The sequence below is a fragment of the Billgrantia sulfidoxydans genome, from assembly GCF_017868775.1.
In the GTDB taxonomy this organism is placed as follows: domain Bacteria; phylum Pseudomonadota; class Gammaproteobacteria; order Pseudomonadales; family Halomonadaceae; genus Halomonas; species Halomonas sulfidoxydans.
Window position 1 is genome coordinate 1905760 of sequence record NZ_CP053381.1, and the last position, 20114, is coordinate 1925873.

Sequence of the window (20114 nt, forward strand, 5' to 3'; positions counted from 1 at the left end):
AGGTCTCAGGCAGCTTGATCCTGCGACTGGCGACGATGGCGCAGCGTCTTCCACAGCTGCGAGAGTAGCACCACGGCCAGCAGGGCGATGATGCCCAGCGAGATCGGGCGGGTGAACAGCACCGTCCAGTCGTTCTGGGCAATCAGCATGGTCAAGCGGAAGTTCTGCTCCGCCATGGGACCCAGCAGTACCCCCAGTACCACGGGCGCGAGCGGGAAGCCGAGCCGGTTCAGCAGGTAGCCGGCCAGGCCGAAGGCCAGCATGACATAGAGATCCGTCACGTTGCCGTTCACGGTGTAGACGCCCACCGCCATCAGCACCAGAGTGGTGGGCACCAGCAGTGCGGAGGGCATGCGCAGCACCTGGGCGAACAGGCGCGTGGCGACCATGCCGCCGAGCAGCAATAGCAGCATGGCCGTCAGCAGCATCTGCCACATGAAGCCGAACACCACGTCGGGGGAGCGGGTGAACAGCTGCGGGCCGGGCTGCAGCCCATGGATCATCAGTGCGCCCAGTACCAGTGCCGCCACCAGGTTGCCGGGAATGCCCAGCGTCAGCGAGGGGATCATGGCCGCCGCGTTGTCGGCGCTGTTGCCGGACTCCGCCGCGGCGACGCCGACCGGATTGCCGCTGCCGAAGGTCTCGGGGTCCGGCGCCTTGCGCTTGGCCTCGTTGTAGCTGAGCAGGGCGGCCAGGTTGCCGCCGGCGCCCGGCAGGATGCCCACGGCCACGCCGATCAGCGAGGAGCGGCTCCAGGTACGCCAGTGGCGGCGCAGCAGGCCCAGGCTGCCGCCGCTTGGCTTGGCGCGAAAACTGTCGCTGTTGAAGTAGGATTCGTTGCGCTTTTCCGCCATCTCGAGCACTGGCGGCACGGCATACAGCCCGATCAGTACGATGAGCAGCTCGAAGCCGCCTGACAGGTAGAGCGAATCGAAGGTGAAGCGCTCTTCGCCGCTGATGGTATCGATGCCCACCAGGCCGATGATGACGCCGAGCAGGGCGCTGAGCATGCCCTTGCTGACATCCTTGCCCACCAGCACGGCGATGCTGACGAGGCCGAACACGGCCACCCAGAAGTACTCCGCGGGGCCGAACGCCAGGGTCACCTTGGCCAGCATGGGGGCCAGCGTCATCAGGGCCAGGGCGCTGACGATACCGCCGATGGCGGACGACCAGCAGGCCGTCTTCAGGGCCAGCCCGCCTTCGCCCTGGCGCGTCATCGGATAGCCGTCGAAGGTGGTGGCGATGGCGGCGGGCGTGCCGGGAATGTTGAGCAGGATGGCGGGAATGGCACCACCGTACATGGAGCCGTTGTAGATCCCGGCGACTAGCCCGAGGGCAATGATGGGGTCGAAGCCGTAGGTCAGCGGCAGCATCAGGGCAATGGCCATGACCGGATTCAAGCCGGGCAGCGCGCCGATCAGGATGCCGATCAGCGTGCCGACGAACAGGCTGATCAGCGAGCCGAGCTGCAGGGCCACCGGCAGCGCATTCAGGAGCGATTCGAACATGAGCGGGACCCTATTCTAGGAGGCGAGGAAGAACTCGACGGGCAAGGGGCGCTTGAGCACCACGGCGAACAGGGCGTACAGCAGCGTGATGAAGCCCAGGGTGATGCCCGCCACCACGGCGGGGCGCCGCTCTCCCAGCAGCACGGCCAGCAGCGTGATGAACAGGGCGCTGGTGGTATAGAAGCCGACGATCGGCAGGGCCGTGTAGTACACCAGACAGCAGCCTAGCGTCACCGAGAAGCGCGCCGGGTGATCGACCAGGGCGGGAGCAGGATGGGTCGTCATATGGCCACCGGTGGCGGCATCGGTCGTGGCGCGCGCGGCCAGCACGCTCTTCATGCCTCGCCAGATCAGGGGCAGGGAGAACGCGCCCATCAGGGTGCCCACCCCGATGGGAACGTAGGCGGCATCGGCAAAGAAGTCCTTCCCCATCCAGACGGTGGTGACGCCAATGATGAGGAAGGCAATGCCAGAGAAGAGATCTCTGTAGTTCATGGTCTTATCGATGCCTTTGCCGGTCACTGTTGCTTGAGGCCGAGGTATTCCAGGGTCTCGCCGATGGCCTGGGTCTCCTGCTCCAGGCGCTCGCGCAGGGCTTCGCCACGCACCAGGTTGAGGGTTTCGCCCTGGGCGGCGAGGAATTCCTGGAACTCCGGGTGCTCCACGGCGCGGGCCACGGCATCGGCGACCGCTTCGGCGCGCTCTTCCTCCATGCCTTCCGGGCCCAGCATCATGCGCCAGAGCACGGTTTCGAGCTCGGGGTGGCCCAGGGCGGCGAGGCCGGATGCCTGGGGCAGGGCCTTGTTGTCGTCGGCGGAGGTCACCAGCAGGCACTTGGCCTGGCCTTCTTCCACATAGGGCAGCACCGGTGTGATGGAGCCCCCGTAGATGTCGACGTGGCCGCCGAGGAAGTTCTGCAGGGTCTCGCCGGCACCGCCGAAGGGAATCGGGCGGGCGGTGATGTCGTAGGCTTCGAAGATCCGCTCCGCCGCCAGGCGCATGGTGCCGCCGACGCCATCGTTGCCATAGGTGTACTTGCCGGGGTTGGCTTGCAGCTCGGCAAGGAACTCCTCGCCGCTCTCGGCGGGGAAGTCGGGCGCGACGCAGAGGGTGTAGGCGCTCTGCGAGGTACTGGTGATGGGGGTCAGCGTCTCGTAGGAGTACTGCACGCGCTGCATGTGCGGCACCGTGGTGATGGGGCTGTTCCAGGTGGAAAGCAGGGTATAGCCATCGGGCCGCGCCCGGGAGAACTGGTTGACGCCGATGGCGCCGCCGCCGCCTGCCACGTTGAGCACGGCGACGGGTTGGCCCAGCTCCTCCTCGAGGTACTGGTTGAGCATGCGCGCCACGTTGTCGGTGCCGCCGCCCGCCGGTGCCGGCACGATGAGCTCGATGGGGCGGTCGGGATAGTCGGCCATGGCCGGGGTGAAGGCAAGGGCCGATACGGTAGCGGTGGTGAGGAGCAGCGTGGTTTTCATCTGTCGAACCTGTCGTTGGAGTCGTTGGGACATGGGGGCGGGCATCGAGGCCCGCTTCAGGCGTTTTGTTCGCCGAGGGTGACGCGATAGCGGAAACGCTCGGGTCGGCCATGCACGAGTCGATACTCGATGACGCGGCCCATGGGGTTGCGCGCGATGCGCTCGATGACGGCAACCGGCGAATTGGCAGGCAGCTCCAGGTGCCTGGCGCTTGCCTGGGTGGCGGTGCCGAACGAAAGCTCATCCGTCGCCGACGTGATGAGAATCCCGAATTCCTGAAGGAAGACGGGGTAGAGCAGCGGTCCCATGTCCTTGGGATCGAGCGCCAGCAGCCCTTCGAAATCGGGCAGGCGCAGGTAAACCTCCTCGAACAGCATCGGTTCGCCGGACCACTGGCGAACGCGCTCGAGCTTGATGCAGCGCGTCGCCTCCGGCTCGCCGAAGGCCAGCCGGACCTCGGCAGGCGTTTCAACCTCCTCACGGCTGAGAATGCGGCTCTCCGGAATCATGGAGCCGTCGGGATCGTCGGCATCGTGCACATGGAAGAAGCGGAACAGGTCGGCGCGAAACGCCGGCTGCTTGACGAAGGTGCCGGTGCCGCGGCGCCGCTCCAGCAGGCCTTCGTCCACGAGCTGCTTCAGCGCCATGCGCATGGTGGCCAGCGCCACGCCGTACTCTTCGGCCAGGCGGTTCTCCGAGGGGATCGTGTCGCCCGGCGACCACTCCCCATTGGCGATCCGCGACGCCAACTGGTCGCGCAGCCGGGCATAGAGGGGAAGGCGCCCGTCGGCTTGGGGCATGCGCAGTGCACACATGGGTTCGTTCTCCTGGATTCGCTGCCTTGTTGCTGTCACTAAAGACCAGTGTATACTTCTAGTCAACCGATTCTCTAGAGAACTAGACTTAAGTCTAGGTGAGACGCCCTTGAGTATTCGGCCACGGGCCTGGCGGGTGGGAAAGCTGGGGGTGAGGACGTCGGTGAGGAAAGTCGGTGAGAAAAGCAGGTGAGGAAACCAGAGTGAAGCAAGGGTTCGACTGTCACGCCCACGTCTATCCGCAGGTGGATGAGGTCAAGGGCTCCAACTATCGTCCGTCGCGGCCGGCGCCGCTGCATGAGTGGCAGGCACATCTGGAGGCATGCGAGCTTCGCGGTGGCGTGCTGGTGCAGCCGAGTTTTCTCGGCCACGACAACCGTGAGCTGTTGCGGATCCTCGGCGAACTGGGGGGGAACTACCGCGGAGTGGTGCAGCTTCCCAAGGAGGCCAGCCTGACCGAAATGCGCCAGCTCGATGCGGCCGGCATCGTCGGCGTGCGCTGGAACCTGATCGAACGGCGCCGCGAACTTCCCGACCTGGAGGATCCGCAATGGATCGATTTCCTCGACCGGCTGAAGGCGCTGGACTGGCACCTGGAGCTGCACCTCGAGGGGGATCGCCTGCCCGAACTCTTCCCCGCGCTGCACGAGCACGGCGTCACCCTGGTGATCGATCACCTGGGGCTGCCCGTCGAGGCCGCCCCCGCCGACGATGCCGGTTTCCGCCTGTTGCTGGAAGCCGGCCGGTACGGCCGCACCTGGGTCAAGCTGTCGGGGCCTTATCGTTCCCCGGTGCGCGACCTGCGACCCCATGTGGGCGAGCTGCTGAACGAGCTGGGGCGCGAGCGGCTGGTGTGGGGCAGCGACTGGCCCTGGACCCGTCATGAAGGCAAGCATAGCTATCGCGATACCGTCGACTGGCTGGCCGACTGGGTCGGCGACGATGACCGGCGCGTGATCCTGAACGATTCCCCGCGAGAGCTGTTTCGCCTCGATTGACGCAAACCCGATGGTCAAGCCCGGCAGGCAGAGGCCCGGACCACTGTCGCAAGCGTCTGGGCCTCTGCGCCTCGTCGAAGTTCAGGCGAAGCTGCCGTGGCGATGGCCGGCCCTGGCCAGCCATCCGGCCAGGTGAAGGCTGAGATCGCGGGCGTCGTCGTCGGCGCCGTGGATGGCGCCCGACTTGCGCCGCCGCATGAAGGGCAGGCCCATGGCGTAGAGGCCCGGCGCCACCACGCCGCCGTCGTGCCGCAGGCGTCCGCGGGCATCGAATACCGGTGCGTCCAGCCAGCTGAAGTCTGGCTTGAAGCCGGTGGCCCACAGCACCGTGCGGATTTCGCCGCCGGCCAGGTCGAGCCCGAGGCAGGGTCGCTGCGGCACGCGGGTGGACGGCAGGGGTTCCGGGGCGGGCAGGGCATCGTGCCAGTCGTGGGCAATGGCCCAGGCATCCAGGTTCTCGAGCAGCCGCACCAGCTTGAGGTCTGCCGCCGTGGCGTGCATGGCAAGCGACCCCGAGAACTGCAGCCGGGTGCCGGCCAGGCCCGCCAGACGGCCGACCAGACGAACGCCGCGCTCGCTCAGGGCGTTGAGGTCCAGGTCCTGCGGCTCGACGCTGCCCAGCAGCTGCGGCGAGGGCTGACGCCGGGCGCGGGCCAGGTCGTCCACCTCGTCGAAGCGCTGGTCGAGCATCCCGGCGTGCTCCAGCCACCACTGGATGTCGCGGCCCCGGTAACGCCGTGGCATGCGCAGGTGCTCGCCCACGGCCAGCGTCACGGGTCGCCCGCTGCGCTGGATCTCGTCGGCCAGCTGCACGCCGGTGGCCGAGGCGCCCACCACCAGCACGCCGCCCGGCGGCAACTGCTCCGGGCGACGATACGCATGGGGCGTGAGGCTTTCGACCCAGGGCGGCAGGGCTGCGGCCATGGCGGGCACGGCGGGAAGCTGGCAGGCGCCGGTGGCGATCACCACCGCCCGGCAGCGCCAGTCGCCCCGGTCGGTCACTACCCGGTAGCCGCCGTCCGCCGGCCAGACCGTTTTCACTACGGTGCCGGTATGCAGCGGGGCCGAGAGGCCCCGTGCATAGTCGTCGAGAAAGGCGATCAGCTCCGCCATGCCCATGAAGCCTTCCGGCTCCGGCCCGGCATAGGCCTGGCCGGGCAGCCGGCATTGCCAGTTGGGCGTGAGCAGGCGCAGCGACTCCCAGCGTTCGTTGCGCCAGGCGTTGGCCACCTCGCCGCGCTCCAGGAGAACGTGGTCGATGCCGCGCTGCGCCAGGTGGTGGCTCATGGCAAGCCCCGCATGTCCCGCGCCGATGACCACGGTGGTCACGACGCGGGCCGGGCGATGCAGCGGGCGTTGATGCCCTGCGCTCATTTCACCGCCACCTTCACGTGGGTCGGGTTGGTGAGCAGGTCGTAGACCGCCGAGCGCTTCTGCGACTGGGCCACCAGCGCCTCGATATCGGCGCGACTGGCATCGGCGTCGATCTCGAACATCACGCGGATGTCGTCGAAGCCGTTGCGCACGTCGGGGTCCATGCCGAGGATGCCCTGGATGTCCATGTCGCCTTCCACCGTGGCCTTGACCGAGTGCAGCTGAATGTCGCGATGCTGGGCCACGGCGGCCACGCCGGCGGTGAGGCAGGCGGCCAGGCCGACCAGCACGTACTCCACCGGGGTGGGGCCGTGGTCCTCGGCGGCGAACACCTCGGGGTGATCCGCCTCGAAGGTGGAGCGTGAGCGGTGCCGCTGGGTTTCGCCCAGGCCATGGAAGTCCTCGACGGCGATACGGCTATGGGTGCCACGGACCCAGTCGCAGTGGGCGCGCCAGGTAAAACGGGCGGCGGCGGGGGCCTGGGACAGCACCTCGCGGGCGCCCAGCAGGGCGGTGACGTTGACGCCGTTGTCGATCGGTTGGGTGGCGGTGTGCATCTAGACTCTCCTCGTATTGTTTTGTCTCGTCATGGATTGACCGTCAGCGGTCAACGGCGAGATTCGACGCGCTTGGTGTGAGTCAGCGTGGGAGAGGGCGTGGTTTTTCAGGCCGCCGGCGTGGAATCCACCTCGGGTGCGATGCGCCGGAAGGCCCAGATGCGGGTGACCGGCATGCCGGCCTGATGCTGGGCCAGGCGTACCGATTCGGCATCCGGGGCGTGGTAGAGACAGAGCATGCGCTGCCGGTCGAGCGAGAAGAAGGTGCGCAGGAAGCGCACCTGGTGATTGTTCAGGCACGCCGCCCCGGCATCCTCCAGGGCCTGGATCGCCTCGAAGGTCACCGGGGCCGCGAAGTGGCGCTCCACCATCACGCTGGCGGCCGCCAGCGCTGCGGGTCTCAAGGCGGGGGCATCGTACACCCTGCCGGCCCACAGTGAGCTGACGTCGGCGCCGGCCTGGCGCAGGCCGATGCGCGCCGATTCCACGTCGGGCGCCCGGAAGTGACAGACCAGGCGGCGTCCGTCCCGTGCCAGCAGGCTCTCTTCCCAGCGAATCCGATGCAGGTCGAAACAGGGCAGGGCCGCTTCGCTCAGCGAGCGCACGCGCTGCGGTTCGAGGGGGCGGTCGAAGCCGCGCTCGAGGATGACGTCGGTCATGCCTCGTCCTCGGCTTCGGGTTGTGCCAGCAGTGCCAGCCAGCGTCGCCGGGCCCAGCCGGCAACGGGGCCCCGTGCCAGCGTTTCGGCAGCCTGGGCATGCTGTCGCCAGGCCGGTGTGTCGCCAAGGCGTCGGGCACATTCGGCCAGCAGGGCATGGGCCAGCAGTTGCTCGCTGCGCCGCTCCAGCACCCTGGCGTGTTCGAGGGCCTCGCCGGCCCGCTGCCTGGCGCTGTCGGCTCGTTCCCTGATCAGGTCGAGCCGCGCCGCCTGGAGCAGCAGCACGGCCAGGCGATGGCGGGCATCGGCATGACGCAAGGTGACGAGTGCCACGCCGAAGGAGTCGGGATCATCTGCCAGCGCGTAGTGGCACAGGGCCTCGGCGGCGACGGCATAGGGCGCCTCGCTGCCGTCGCGCAGGCGCCCGCCGAGTTCGCGTAGCTGGTGACAGCGCTCCCGGGCCTGTGCGTAGTCGTCCCGCTCGAAATCCATCAGCAGCAGCATCTCCTGGGCCTGGAACTCGCCCAGCCGGTCGCCCATGGCCTTGCACAGGGTGCGGGCCTCCTTGAAGTAGCTCTCTGCCTTGTCGAGACGATCCTCATGCAGGCTGAGCAGGCCCTGGGCCAGGGGAATGGCCGGGTGGCCGATATGCTGCTGGATGGCCAGCTTGCGCGCCTGGGCGAGCAGCTCGCCCGCCTGGTTCAGGTCGCGCTCCAGCATGGCCAGGCAGCGGGCGGTCTCGGCCATGGCGATGACCTGCTCGCGGCCTTCGCCGCAGCGGGTCGCGCGTTCCGCCTGCAGGGTCTGCTCATGGGCGTCGCGCCACTGGCCGTGGGCCCAGCGAATATGGCTGGCCAACTGGAAGCCGAGGCGCGCGTGGGCCAGAGCACCGTGCTCCAGGGCCTGCTCGGCCAGGGCCACGACCTCGCCGGCCCCGGCCTCCCAGTCCGCCATGGGGGCGGCGCTGTAGAGAAGGTCGTGGAGCTCCAGGGCCAGGCAGACGCGTCGGGTGCCGGTCATGTCGTCGGTCAAGACTAGGCCCCGCTGGGCATAATGCTGGGCCTCTTGATTGGCGAAAATGCGCAGACAGTAGCGGCCGGCTTCGATCATGGCCCGGACGGCCAATTCGAGGTCGCCGCTGGCATGGGCGTGGTGCGCCAGGCTAGCGGCCTGGCGCATGTCGTTGAGTGGCCTTTCGGCCAGCCATTCGGCAATGCGCCGATGCATGGCCTGGCGACGTGCCGGCGTGATCGCCTGGTAGAGCTCGCTCGCCAATTCGCCGTGCGTGAAGCGCAGCCCCTGGCTGCCGCTGGTGAGCCAGTGGTGCCGTTCGGCCACTTCCAGCGCCATGCCGACACGGTTGGTGTCGAACCCCGAGACCTGGCCCAGGGTGGCGGGATCGGGTTCCGGGGCGAGCAGCGCGGCCCAGCGCATCACCTCCAGGGTATCGCCCTTGAGGGCCGAAGAGGGCGTCTGGGCGGCGGGGGGCGTTGCCGCCACGAAAGGGTCGGCGCCTCTCGTCGACGGGGTCGGGGGAAGCCTGGTCTCGCGCCAGGCGCGCAGCAGCTGGCCGTTGAGCGGCAGACCCGCCTCGCGGATGAGCCTCACCCCAAGCTGCAGCTGATGCTCGGCCTCGCGAGGGCGGTGCAGCGCCAGCAGCAGGTGCACCAGCCGTGCGCGAGCCGTTTCGTCGAAGGGGGTGAGGCGCACCCAGGCGTGGGCGTGAGGCAGGGCGCGTTCGGGCGTGTCGGCGAGCCGCTCGACCAGGGTCGTGAGCAAGGCCGTCTGGGCACGCATGGCGGCTTCCCGCTCGGCCAGGCACCAGCCGTGGAAATCGGGGAACCGATCCAGCTCCAGGCCCTCCAGGAACGGGCCGCGGTAGCGAGCCGCAGCGCGTTCGAGCGCGGCGATGTCGGCCTGTGCCAAGCCGGCGCTGCACAGCGCATGCAGGCCAACCGCGTCGATGTCGATGTCGGCGGTGTCCAGGCCCACGCCGAGCCGATCGGCCCTGAGCCGGGTTCGGCCGGGGGAGTCCACCAGGCGGCGCAGCTTCGACAGGCTCCAGCGCAGCGAGCCGCGTGGGTCGTCGGGCAGCTCCCAGAGCAGGTCGCACAGGTGTTCGCGGCTCAGGGAGCGGGTATGAAGCGCCAGGTAGGCGAGCAGGGCTCGGGTCTTGCGGGAGGGCGGCAGCGCCAAGACCTGCCCGTCCCGAAGCACTTCGAGATCGCCGAGCAGGTTGAGGGTCAGCGCGTTCATGTCAGGACCCGGTGGGATAACGCTAGCAGTATAGTCTGCGACCCCGTCGGGCTGGCCGCCCATTTTTCTACGCCCCCGACAGCAAAAAACCACGCTGGCTTCCACGCCCGCTTCCTCGCCGGGAGGCGACCCTTGCGGCATACCCAACCGAGGAGCCACCCATGTCCCGCCATGCCAGTATCCTGGAAACCATTGGCCGCACCCCGCTGGTGCGGCTTGCCCGGCTCGCGCCGCCGGACGTCAACCTGTACGTGAAGGTGGAGGCTTTCAATCCCATGGGCTCGGTGAAGGATCGCATGGCCCTGGCCGTGATCGAGGCGGCCGAGCGCAGCGGTGCCCTGCGACCGGGACAGACGGTGATCGAGGCCACCAGCGGCAATACCGGGATCGGCCTGGCCATGGTGTGCGCGCGCAAGGGCTACCCGCTGGTCGTGACCATGGCCGAGAGCTTCAGCCTGGAGCGCCGGCGTCTGCTGCGCTTCCTCGGCGCCCGTGTCGTGCTCACGCCGGCCTCGGAGAAGGGCAGCGGCATGCTGGCCAAGGCGATCGAGCTGGCCGAGGCCCACGGCTACTTCCTGTGCCGCCAGTTCGAGAACGAGGCCAACGCCGAGGTGCACAGCCGCACCACGGCGCGGGAGATCCTCGATGACATGCAGGGCGAGTCGATTCACGCCTGGGTGACCGGCTTCGGCACCGGCGGCACGCTCAAGGGGGTCTCCCGGGTGCTGAAGGCCGCCGATCCGACGACCCGGGTGGTCGTTGCCGAACCCGACAATGCCCCGCTGCTGGGCAGCGGCGAAGTCCAGCCGCAAGGCGCCAGCCATCCGCGCTTCCGCCCGCACCTGATGCAGGGCTGGAGCCCGGACTTCATCTCGCCGTTGACCCAGCAGGCGGTGGCCGCCGGGATGGTGGACGAGGTGGTGCCGGTGGCGGGAGAGGAGGCGCTGCGCCTGGCTCGCGAGCTGGCGCGCAAGGAGGGCATCTTCGTCGGCATCTCGGCCGGTGCGACCCTGGCCGCGGCGCTGCAGGTGGCGCGGCGGGCACCGGCCGGCAGCCATGTCGTCTGCATGCTGCCCGATACCGGCGAGCGCTATCAGTCCACCCCACTGTTCGAGGGCATCGCGGATGAGATGAACGAGGAGGAGCTGGCGCTGTCGCGCTCCACGCCCGGTTACCGTTTCGACGCGCCTGCGCCCGTCGCCCAGCCGCCTGCCATAGCGCGCCTTGATACCGCCCAGCAGGCAGCGAGCGATGTCGAGGCCGAGCGACGGCTCGACGCCTGCCTGGCCCAGGCGCCGGTGGTGATGTTCTCCCTGGCCTGGTGCGAATTCTGCTGGGCGGCGCGCAAGCTGTTCGAGCGCCTGGGCGTCGACGTACTGAGCGTGGATCTCGACTCACCGGCCTGCCAGGCCGACGACATGGGCGTGCGCCTGCGCCCGGTGCTGGCGCGGCGCACGGGGGCGCCGACCATTCCGCAGATCTTCATCGGCGGCAAGCCGCTCGGCGGCTGTGGCGAACTGTTCGAGGCATGGGCCGACGGTAGCCTCGGCGAACGCCTCGCAGCGTGCGGGGTGGCTTACGATGGTGAGGCGAGAATCGCCCCCGACCTCCTGCTGCCGGCCTGGCTACACCCACGCTCCACCACCGCCTGACGGAGAGACGCACATGAGCTATATCGAGACGATTGACCCGGAGCGGGCCGAAGGCGAGGTCAGGGAGATGTACCAGCGCCAGCAGGCGCATTTCGGCTACCTGCCCAACTATGCCCGGGTGTTCTGCCATCGCCCCGAGGTGATGAACCGCTGGGCGGCGCTGATTGCGGCCATCCGTCGCCCGATGGATGCGCGCCGCTACGAGCTGGCGACCCTCGCCGCCGCCCGCGCGCTGGGCAACACCTACTGCTCGCTGGCGCATGCCAAGGCGCTTTCCGAGCTGCTCGGCATGGACGAGACGCAGGCCATGGTGGCGGGTGGGGCGGGGCCTCTCGACGAGGCCGAGCGCAGCATGATGGCCTTTGCCGCCAAGGTGGCCTGCCGCGCCCAGGAGGTCGGCGCCGAGGATATCGATGCGCTGCGGGCGCACGGTTTCGGCGACGATGAGATCTTCGACATCGTCGCGGTGGTGGCGGGCCGCGCCTTCTTCACGCGCATCCTCGACGGCCTTGGCACCGAGGCCGATGCCGCCTTCCGCGAGCTTCCGCCTGGGCTGGTGGCGCCGCTCAGCGTGGGCAGGCCGATCGCCTCGACCTGACGCCGCCTCGCTATTTCTCGGACAGGTCGGGCATGTTGCGCGTGCGCGCCACGCCCGGCAGGCGCCGGCGCAAGGCGGCTTTGCCCATCATGTGGGCGCTGACCGGGGCGGTGGCGAACAGGAATATCGTCACCAGCGCCTCCTGGACCGAGACGCCATGATGCTGGTGGCTGAAGTAGATCAGCGAGCCGATCAGGATGCAGCCGACCCCCAGGGTACTGGCCTTGGTCGGGCCGTGGAGGCGGGTGTAGAAGTCGGGCAACTTGGCCAGCCCCCAGGAGCCGATCAGTGCCACCAGCGCACCGAACAGCAGAAAGGTGGCGACGACGACCTGCAGGTATCCCGGCATGTCGATGACGATCATTCGATGACATCCCCTCGTAGCAGGTACTTGCTCATGGCCACGGTGCTGACGAAGCCCATCAGTGCGATCAGCAGGGCCAGCTCGAACAGCACGCCGAGCCCCATCCGCATGTCCGCCAGCACGATCAGCGCGATGCTGTTGATCATCAGCGTGTCCAGCGCCAGGATGCGGTCGACGATGTCCGGCCCGACGGCCAGGCGGTAGAGGTTGAGCAGGGCGGCGATGGCGAAGAGGGTCATGGCGATGGTGATGACGGTAATCATCGGAAGATCTCCTCGAGTGGCCGTTCGTAGCGCTCACGAATGGTGGCGATGGCCTCGGCCTCGTCCTCCAGGTGCAGGGCATGCACCAGCAGGGTACGGGCCTTGGCATCGTGATGGATCGAGACGGTGCCGGGCGTCAGCGAGATGGTGCTGGCCAGGATGGTGATGGCGAAGTCGTCATCCAGCGCCAGCGGATAGACGAAGAACCCCGGCTGCAGGTACCGGGTGGGGCGCAGGATGCGCAGCGCCACCACCAGGTTGGAGCGCAGGATGTCCACCAGCAGCACCAGCAGGTAGCGCAGCAGCGGCAGGGGGCGCTTGATTTTCGCCTCCTCGGGCCAGAAGGCGTGGGTGACGAAGGGGATCGCCACGCCCAGGGCCACCCCCAGCAGGGCGTGGGCCACGCTGAAGTCGTTGACCATCAGCAGCCACAGCAGCGCCAGGAACAGCGAGAACAGCGGGTGCGGCAGCCAGAACTGCCAGGAGCGGAACGACGAGGGCGTCATGGTGCCACCTCCCGAGTCGCTGCGCCGGCTTCCGGCAACACGGCGGCGATGTAGGCCTGCGGGTCGAGCAGCTGTAGCGCGGTCAGTTCAAGATAGCCCATCACCGGCTCGCCGAACGCCGCCAGCAAGCCGTTGAGGCCGACCATGCCGGTCACCAGCGCCAGCGGGCCGCGTTCGAGCGGGTATGGCCTGGCCATGTCGCCGGGGCGCCAGAACCAGCTGCTGCCGGTGCGACTGACGGCGATCAGGGTCAGCAGCGCGGCGCCCAGCAGTACCCACCACAGCCACAGTCCGCGGGGCTCCTGTGCACTGGCCTGCAGAATCCATGCCTTGCTGACGAAACCGCCGAACGGCGGCAGGCCGACCATGGCGATACCCGCGATGAAGAACAGGCTCCCCAGCAGCCAGCGATGGCCGATGGGGCCGATCGCCGAGAAGCGGTCGTAGCCCGTTTCACGCTGGCGGCCCAGCAGGTCGGCCAGCAGGAAGAAGACGGCGGTCATGCCGGTACTGTGGATCAGGTAGAAGAGGGCGGCGCCGAGGGTTGCCGGGGTGACGAAGCTGATGGTGGCCAGCAGGGTGCCCACCGACAGGATCACCAGGTACGCCGTCAGCGTGCGCAGGCTGTTCGAACCCAGCACGCCGACGCCGCCGAGTGCCAGGGTCAGCAGCGCCAGCGGCCACAGCCAGCGCCAGGCGGTCGCGTTGACCGGCGCCTCGCCCAGCGCGAAGACCAGCAAGAAGACCCGCAGGATGGCATATACCCCGACCTTGGTCATGATGGCGAAGAGCGCGGCGACCGGCGCGCTGGAAGCCGAGTAGGCACGGGGCAGCCAGAACAGCAGCGGCAGGATGGCGGCCTTGATGCCGAACACCACCAGCAGGATCAGGCTGGCGGCGGCGAGCAGCGGGGCATCCTCCGCCGGCGCCTCGGCCACGCGCAGGGCCAGGTCGGCCATGTTGAGCGTGCCGGTGAGGCCATAGAGCGTGCCCAGGGCGATCAGGAACAGCGCGGAGCCTGCCAGGTTGATGACCACGTAGTGCAGACCCGCGCGGCTGCGGGCGCGGCCGCCGCCGTGGAGCAGCAGGGCGTAGGAGGCGATCAGCAGGATCTCGAAGAACACGAAGAGGTTGAACAGATCGCCGGTCAGGAAGGCACCGTTGAGCCCGGCCAGCTGGAACTGGAAGAGCGCGTGGAAGTGCGGCCCGCGCTTGTCGGTGCCGCTGCTGGCGTAGAGCAGGCAGCAGAACCCCAGCACGGCGGTCAGCGCCAGCATGATGGCCGAGAGCCGGTCGAGGACCAGTACGATGCCGAAGGGCGCGGGCCAGTCGCCGGCGTGGTAGAGGTAGTGCTCCCCGGAACCGGCCATGGCCAGGCCCCACACGCCCAGCATCACCAGGCCCAGGGTGCTGGCGATGCCCACCCGGCGCTGCACGCCGAAGGGCAGCCGGTAGAGCAGCAGCTGGCCCGCCCCGGTGATCAGCGGCAGCAGGATCGGCAGGATCAGGGTGTGGTTCATGCGCGGTCCTCGTCCGGGTTCTCGCCGTCGACGTGGTCGTTGCGCAGCTCCACCGCCGCCTTGAGCGCCAGCACCACCACGAAGGCGGTCATGGCGAAGCCGATGACGATGGCGGTGAGTACCAGGGCCTGGGGCAGCGGATCCGCCGCGCGTTCGCCGAGGCCGACGATGGCCGGCGCGCCGGCGACCAGGCGACCCGAGGCGAACAGGTAGAGGTTGACCGCATGCGAGAGCAGCGTGAGCCCCAGGATGACCGTGAAGGTGCGCGCCCGCAGCAGCAGGTAGACACCGCAGGTGGTCAGCACGCCCAGCGTTATCGCATAGAGCAGTTCCATCAGCCGATTTCCTTGCCGGGGCCGGCCACGGTCATCAGCTTGCCGAGGTTGGCCAGGATCAGCAGGGTCGCCCCGACCACGGTGGCGTAGACCCCAAGGTCGAAGAGCATGGCGGTGGCCAGCTCGACGTCGCCGAGCAGCGGCAGGTGCACGTGGCCATGGGCCGAAGTGAGGAACGGGTAGCCCAGCAGCCAGCTGCCGAGGCCGGTGGTCACGGCGATCAGGATGCCGGCCCCGATCAGCGGGCGGAAGGCGGTCAGCATGCGTTCCTGGGCCCACACCAACCCGCCTGCCATGTACTGCAGCGTCAACGCCACGGCAGTGATCAGCCCGGCGATGAAGCCGCCGCCGGGCAGGTTGTGGCCGCGCAGGAAGATGTAGGCCGAGACCAGCAGGGCGATCGGCAGCACCAGCCTGGCCACGGTGCTCAGCATGATCGGGTGCGGTTCGGCGACCCAGTGCGCGGGGTTGGTGTCGACCACCCGCTCCTTGAGCTGCAGGTCGCGGGTGAAGGCGAACACCGCCACCGCCGCGATGCCCAGCACGGTGATCTCGCCCAGGGTATCGAAGCCGCGGAAGTCCACCAGGATCACGTTGACCACGTTGGTGCCGCCGCCCCCCGGCAGGCTGTTGGTGAGGAAGAAGTCGGAGATGCTCTGTTGCGGCCGGGTCAGGATGGCGAAGCTGAAGGCGGCCACGCCGCCGCCCATCAGGCCGGCGATGGCAAGATCCCGCCCCATTCGGAGGCGCGAGGATTCCCGGGGCGACTGCTGGGGCAGGAAGGAGAGCGCCAGCATCATGATCACCACCGCCATCACCTCGACCATCAGTTGGGTCAGGGCCAGATCCGGCGCCGAGAAGCGCGCGAAGGCGACGGTAACCAGCAGCCCGGTCACCCCGAGCAGCAGCAGGGCCGGCAGGCGAAGGTGGTGGAACACCACCACGCCGAGGGCCGCCAGGCAGAGCAGGATGGCGGCCAGCACGGTCAGCGGGTCGAGGGGCGCCAGCGCCACGCCGCCGTGCCAGCGCGCCACGCCGAGCAGCTCCACGCCGACCAGCACGACGACGGTCACCATGATGAAGATCAGGTAGCGCTGCTGCGACCCGTTCTCGAGCTGGAACACGCGCTGCTGCGATAGCGTGATGGTGCGCAGCATGATCCAGTCGAAGATCTCCTTGGCGTCCACCTCGGGCAGCCGCGCATGGAGGCGGAACAGCGGGTCGCGGATGTGGTAGAAGAGCGCGCCGCCCGCCAGCGCCACGAGGCTCATGAACATGGGCAGGGAGCCCCCCAGCGCCGCGAAGTCGTAGGCGGGAAGGTCGGCCTGGCGAGAGGCCTCGAACGCCGGCTGGACCAGTGTCGCGTTGAGCCCTGTCGGCGCCAGGCCCGCGTAGAGCGTGGCCAGGGCCAGCAGGGCAATGGGCGTCAGCGCCGCCGCGCGGGGCTCCCTGGGCGGCCAGACGGGCAGGTCGATGGGTCTGCCGTTGAAGTAGACGTTGTGGAAGATGCGAATCGAGTAGGCCACCGAGAACAGCCCGGCCAGGGTCACCCAGGCGGGGATCGCCACGGTCGCCCAGCCGGGCGTTGCCACCAGCAGGCTCTCGCCGAACAGCATCTTCTTGCTCAGGTAGCCGCTCATCAACGGCAGGCCGGCCATGGCCGCGGCGGGGATCGCCGACAGGGCCATCAGCCACGGCATGAAGCGCCACATGCCGTTGATGTGGCGCATGTCACGGGTGCCGGTGGCGCGGCTAACGTAGCCCGCCATCATAAACAGCGGCGCCTTGAACAACGCGTGGCACACCAGGTGAAAGAGCGCCGCGGCCACCGCCATGGGCGTACCCAGGCCCAGCAGCAGCATGATCATGCCCAGGTGGGAGACCGTGGAGTAGGCCAGCAGCCCCTTCATGTCATGCATGAACATGGCCACGAAGGCACCCACCATCAGCGTCACCATGCCGGTCAGGGTGACCAGGTGGAACCACAGTTCGGATTCCGCCAGGGCGGGATGCAGCCGGGCGAGCAGGAACAGCCCCGCCTTGACCATGGTGGCGCTGTGCAGATAGGCAGAGACCGGCGTCGGCGCCGTCATGGCGTGGGGCAGCCAGAGATGGAAGGGAAACTGTGCCGACTTGGTGAAGGCCCCGAGCAGGATCAGGTTGAGCATCAGCGCATAATGCTCATGGGCACGGATCCGGTCGCCGGATTCGAGCACCACCGACAGTTCGTAGCTACCGGCCGCCTGACCCAGCAGCACGATGCCGCCCAGCAGCAGCAGCCCGCCGCCACCGGTGATCACCAGTGACATACGCGCGCCCAGCCGGGACGCATGGCGCTCGCTGTGAAAGCCGATCAGCAGGAACGACACCAGGCTGGTCAGTTCCCAGAACACCAGCATGAACAGCAGGTTCTCGGACAGCACGATGCCCAGCATGGCCGCCATGAACAGCAGCACCAGGATGTAGAAGCGCGCGGCCGAGGCGCTGCCCTCGAAGTAGTAGCGTGCGTAGAGCAGGATCAAACCGCCGATGCCAGTGATCAGCAGGGCGAACAGCAGGCCCAGGCCGTCGAGACGAAATGCCACGTCGAGCCCCAGCGAGGGCAGCCAGGTCAGGGTATGAACGATCGTTTCGCCGCTCGAGACCCGCGGCAGCCAGCCCAGCAGCAGGGCGAAGCTCGAGACGGCAGGCAAGGCGGCGAGAGTCGCCAGCTGCCGGGACGTGCCGCCCCGGCGAAGAGCGGGAAGCCAGGCGCCCAGCAGGGGTAGCAGGACGACGAGGGCAAGGGCCATGCGGGCGCTTGCGGCTAACGTCGTAAAGCGGGCTGGCGGCTGGGTTCCTCCAGGCGCCGACAGGAAGGCGTTGGTTGACTCGGGAATGGGTGTGGATACGGGTGGATGGATTCTCGCATGACGCCCCCTGAAGCCGTGAAGATCTTCATCGCATCGCCGCGGCGTCGCCAGTGACGTGCCTGGCGTCGCCTGCCGGAAAATTGCCGTCAACGGCCTTCACTATAGTGGGCTTTGCCGGCCCGTTCCTTGGCTCGTGTCAACGCTGGGCGAGGTTTCCGATGTTCGCGGGCGAGCGCTTGGACAGCTTCGTCTCGACACGCTGCCGGCTTCCTGCCCCGGGGTTCAGCTGGCGGGCTGCTGGTTCGGCGGCACGATGCCCAGCCGCTTCATGCGGCGGTAGATGGTCGGGCGTGATAGCCCCAGTTCCCGGGCCACGGCGCTGACGTTCCATTGGTGTCGGCACAGGGCGCGGTAGAGCAGGTCCTGATGGAGCGGTCGCGCGGATGAACCGGTGGCGGTGGACAGGGCCTGGCCCTGGCTGGCACCGGGGTGGGCCAACTGACCATGCACGCACTCCTCGGGCAGGTCGCCGACGACGACCTCGCCCCCATCGCAGGTGGCCAGCGCGTAGTGCAGCGCGTTGTGCAGCTCGCGAATGTTGCCAGGCCAGGGATAGGCGAGCAGGGCGCTCATGGCGTCGCCGCGCAGGCGCACCCGCGAACCGCGCTGCTCGTTCAGCTCGGCGAAGATCTGCCGGATCAGGTAGCCCTTGTCGGCGCGTTCGCGCAGCGGCGGCAGGCGCAGGCTGGCGCCGTTGAGACGATAGAAGAGGTCCTCGCGGAAGCGCCCGGCCTGGATCAGCTCGCGCAGGTCGCGGTGGGTGGCGGCCACTACCCTCAGGTCCACCTTGATCGGCCGGCTGGCGCCGATGGGCAATACCTCCTGCTCGGCCAGCACCCGCAGCAGACGGGTCTGCAACTGCAGCGGCATGTCGCCGATCTCGTCGAGGAACAGCGTGCCGCCGTCGGCCTGCACGATCAGCCCCTTCATTCCCTTGCTGCGCGCCCCGGTGAAGCTGCCCGGTTCGTGGCCGAACAGCTCGCTCTCGATCAGCGATTCCGGCATGGCGGCGCAGTTGATCGCCACGAATGGCTTGTCGCGGCGCCGGCTCGAGTCGTGCAGGGCGCGGGCCATGCGCTCCTTGCCGGTACCGGTCTCGCCCATCACCAGGATGTTGATCGGCTCGTTGCGCAGGCGCGCGGCCCGGGTCAGGGTGTCGCGCATGCTCGGGTCGTCCTCGGCCAGCGCCTCGAGCGGGGCCAGGCTGGAGTCGCGGGGCAGCGAGCGATTGGCGCCGGGGCGCCGGGGCGGCTCGATCAGGGTGGCGAAGTGGATCTCGCGGTGGCGCCGGGTGTGAAAGGCTTGTACCCGGTCGTCGCTGTGCTGGGGGATGGCGAGTACCTCGCTGACTTCGCCGTCGAGCAGGTCGCGAATGTTCCAGGCCTGGAAGGGGCGTGCCTCGCCGGCCTCGGGCAGCGGCAGGCCGTGATGGCGCAGCAGCTTGCGCCCCGCCGTGTTGGCGGCCACCAGGGTGCCGTCCTCCTCCATGGCCAGCAGGTAGCGGCGATTGATCTGCACGAACTCCCGCGAGCGATCCAGGCAGACGATATGGCGGTCGCCGTAGCGCTGCAGGAAGTAGGCGTCCTCGATCATCCTGGCGGTGGTCTTGACCAACTGCAGGGCGAAGGTCTGCGACTCCTTGGCGGAGGGCGAGCGATAGGCGGAGATGTCGAGTACCGCCAGCAGCTGGCCGTGGGGATCGAAGACCGGTGCCGCGGTGCAGGTGAGCTGGATGTGGTGGGCGCTGAAGTGGTCGCTGTGATGGCAGGTCAGGGCGGTGCGCTCGTGGATGCAGGTGCCCACGGCGCAGGTTCCGGCGTGGGATTCGCTCCAGTCCGATCCCAGGTAGAGGCCGGTGCGCTGGTGCTCGCGCTGGTCGCTCTTGGCGCCGAGAAACTGCACCGCGATGCCGCGGGCATCGGTCAGCAGCACCACGTAGCTCAGCGGCGCGACCTGGCGATAGAGCTGCTCGACTCCGGCCCGGGCCACCTGGAGCAGGGCATCGGCCTGGTCCTGGTGTTCGCGCAAGGTGGCGCCGGGCACGTAGCGGGCGGGCGTGGGACGGGCCGGATCGAGGCCATAGCGATCGATGCAGCGACGCCATGAGCGGGCAATGATGCCGGCTTCGTTTTGCGCCGGCGTTCTCGCCTCGGTGTCGGCAACGGTGCGCAATATCGTGTCGATATGCTGGCGCTGGTGTTGTGTCGTGGACATGGCGGAGCCTTGGCGTGGCATGTCGTTGTCGTTATGCCTTCAAGGTAAGGGTCGCCCACCCGGCGCGAGATACGACCTTCGTCGAGCGCTTTACACCTGTAAC

The 20114-nt window shown here is 68.5% G+C and carries 18 protein-coding genes; 3 read left to right on the forward strand and 15 right to left on the reverse strand.

The window, feature by feature from the left end; genetic code table 11:
- Nucleotides 1–5: 5 nt before the first annotated feature.
- From HNO51_RS08855 to HNO51_RS08870, 4 genes are read right to left on the reverse strand one after another with little or no spacing between them, the layout of a single operon-like run.
- Entirely contained in the window at nucleotides 6–1511 is a 1506-nt protein-coding gene (locus HNO51_RS08855) for a tripartite tricarboxylate transporter permease (protein ID WP_209539002.1), read from the reverse strand.
- Nucleotides 1512–1526: 15 nt separating this feature from the next.
- A complete protein-coding gene (locus HNO51_RS08860; RefSeq protein WP_242597237.1) occupies nucleotides 1527–2006 on the reverse strand; it encodes a tripartite tricarboxylate transporter TctB family protein in 480 nt (159 codons plus the stop codon).
- Between the two features lie 23 nt (nucleotides 2007–2029).
- Nucleotides 2030–2989, reverse strand: coding sequence for a Bug family tripartite tricarboxylate transporter substrate binding protein (locus HNO51_RS08865; protein ID WP_209539004.1), 960 nt, complete (start codon nucleotides 2987–2989; stop codon nucleotides 2030–2032).
- Between the two features lie 56 nt (nucleotides 2990–3045).
- Nucleotides 3046–3804, reverse strand: a complete 759-nt coding sequence (locus HNO51_RS08870; RefSeq protein WP_209539005.1) for a GntR family transcriptional regulator — start codon at nucleotides 3802–3804, stop codon at nucleotides 3046–3048.
- A gap of 203 nt (nucleotides 3805–4007) precedes the next feature.
- Here HNO51_RS08870 and HNO51_RS08875 point away from each other — a divergent pair, with 203 nt between their 5' ends.
- Nucleotides 4008–4802 (forward strand): amidohydrolase family protein, encoded by a 795-nt coding sequence (locus HNO51_RS08875; protein ID WP_209539006.1) that lies wholly within the window; start codon nucleotides 4008–4010, stop codon nucleotides 4800–4802.
- 81 nt (nucleotides 4803–4883) lie between these two features.
- On the opposite strand, the gene HNO51_RS08880 is transcribed toward HNO51_RS08875, so the two are convergent.
- The 4 genes from HNO51_RS08880 to HNO51_RS08895 all read right to left on the reverse strand — a co-directional run bounded on the left by HNO51_RS08880 (nucleotide 4884) and on the right by HNO51_RS08895 (nucleotide 9647).
- Nucleotides 4884–6176, reverse strand: a complete 1293-nt coding sequence (locus HNO51_RS08880; RefSeq protein WP_209539007.1) for a flavin-containing monooxygenase — start codon at nucleotides 6174–6176, stop codon at nucleotides 4884–4886.
- Nucleotides 6173–6733, reverse strand: coding sequence for an OsmC family protein (locus HNO51_RS08885; RefSeq protein ID WP_209539008.1), 561 nt, complete (start codon nucleotides 6731–6733; stop codon nucleotides 6173–6175). Before HNO51_RS08885 ends, HNO51_RS08880 begins: the two co-directional genes overlap by 4 nt.
- Nucleotides 6734–6840: 107 nt before the next feature.
- Nucleotides 6841–7392: a DUF4242 domain-containing protein gene (locus HNO51_RS08890; RefSeq protein WP_197450646.1), complete on the reverse strand. Its 552-nt coding sequence runs from the start codon at nucleotides 7390–7392 to the stop codon at nucleotides 6841–6843.
- Complete coding sequence (locus tag HNO51_RS08895; RefSeq protein ID WP_209539009.1) at nucleotides 7389–9647, reverse strand: ATP-binding protein; 2259 nt, start codon at nucleotides 9645–9647, stop codon at nucleotides 7389–7391. The genes HNO51_RS08890 and HNO51_RS08895 overlap by 4 nt, the downstream gene beginning before the upstream one ends.
- A 161-nt stretch (nucleotides 9648–9808) precedes the next feature.
- Between HNO51_RS08895 and cysK the strand changes: the two genes are divergently transcribed.
- On the forward strand, nucleotides 9809–11299 hold the full coding sequence (gene cysK, locus HNO51_RS08900) for a cysteine synthase A (RefSeq protein ID WP_197450648.1): 1491 nt from the start codon (nucleotides 9809–9811) through the stop codon (nucleotides 11297–11299).
- 13 nt (nucleotides 11300–11312) lie between these two features.
- Nucleotides 11313–11897 (forward strand): peroxidase-related enzyme, encoded by a 585-nt coding sequence (locus tag HNO51_RS08905; protein WP_197450649.1) that lies wholly within the window; start codon nucleotides 11313–11315, stop codon nucleotides 11895–11897.
- 10 nt (nucleotides 11898–11907) lie between these two features.
- Here HNO51_RS08905 and HNO51_RS08910 read toward each other — a convergent pair whose 3' ends face one another.
- From HNO51_RS08910 to HNO51_RS08940, 7 genes are all read right to left on the reverse strand, one after another.
- Complete coding sequence (locus HNO51_RS08910) at nucleotides 11908–12261, reverse strand: Na+/H+ antiporter subunit G (RefSeq protein ID WP_234283504.1); 354 nt, start codon at nucleotides 12259–12261, stop codon at nucleotides 11908–11910.
- Nucleotides 12258–12524, reverse strand: a complete 267-nt coding sequence (locus HNO51_RS08915; protein WP_197450650.1) for a K+/H+ antiporter subunit F — start codon at nucleotides 12522–12524, stop codon at nucleotides 12258–12260. The genes HNO51_RS08910 and HNO51_RS08915 overlap by 4 nt, the downstream gene beginning before the upstream one ends.
- Nucleotides 12521–13030 (reverse strand): Na+/H+ antiporter subunit E, encoded by a 510-nt coding sequence (locus HNO51_RS08920; RefSeq protein ID WP_197450651.1) that lies wholly within the window; start codon nucleotides 13028–13030, stop codon nucleotides 12521–12523. The genes HNO51_RS08915 and HNO51_RS08920 overlap by 4 nt, the downstream gene beginning before the upstream one ends.
- Nucleotides 13027–14550 carry a monovalent cation/H+ antiporter subunit D gene (locus tag HNO51_RS08925; protein ID WP_197450652.1) on the reverse strand — a complete coding sequence of 508 codons (1524 nt, stop codon included), beginning with the start codon at nucleotides 14548–14550 and terminating at the stop codon, nucleotides 13027–13029. Before HNO51_RS08925 ends, HNO51_RS08920 begins: the two co-directional genes overlap by 4 nt.
- Entirely contained in the window at nucleotides 14547–14885 is a 339-nt protein-coding gene (locus HNO51_RS08930; RefSeq protein ID WP_197450653.1) for a Na+/H+ antiporter subunit C, read from the reverse strand. Before HNO51_RS08930 ends, HNO51_RS08925 begins: the two co-directional genes overlap by 4 nt.
- A complete protein-coding gene (locus HNO51_RS08935) occupies nucleotides 14885–17677 on the reverse strand; it encodes a monovalent cation/H+ antiporter subunit A (protein WP_209539010.1) in 2793 nt (930 codons plus the stop codon). Before HNO51_RS08935 ends, HNO51_RS08930 begins: the two co-directional genes overlap by 1 nt.
- Before the next feature lie 342 nt (nucleotides 17678–18019).
- Nucleotides 18020–20011 (reverse strand): sigma-54-dependent Fis family transcriptional regulator, encoded by a 1992-nt coding sequence (locus tag HNO51_RS08940; protein ID WP_209539011.1) that lies wholly within the window; start codon nucleotides 20009–20011, stop codon nucleotides 18020–18022.
- Nucleotides 20012–20114 lie beyond the last annotated feature (103 nt).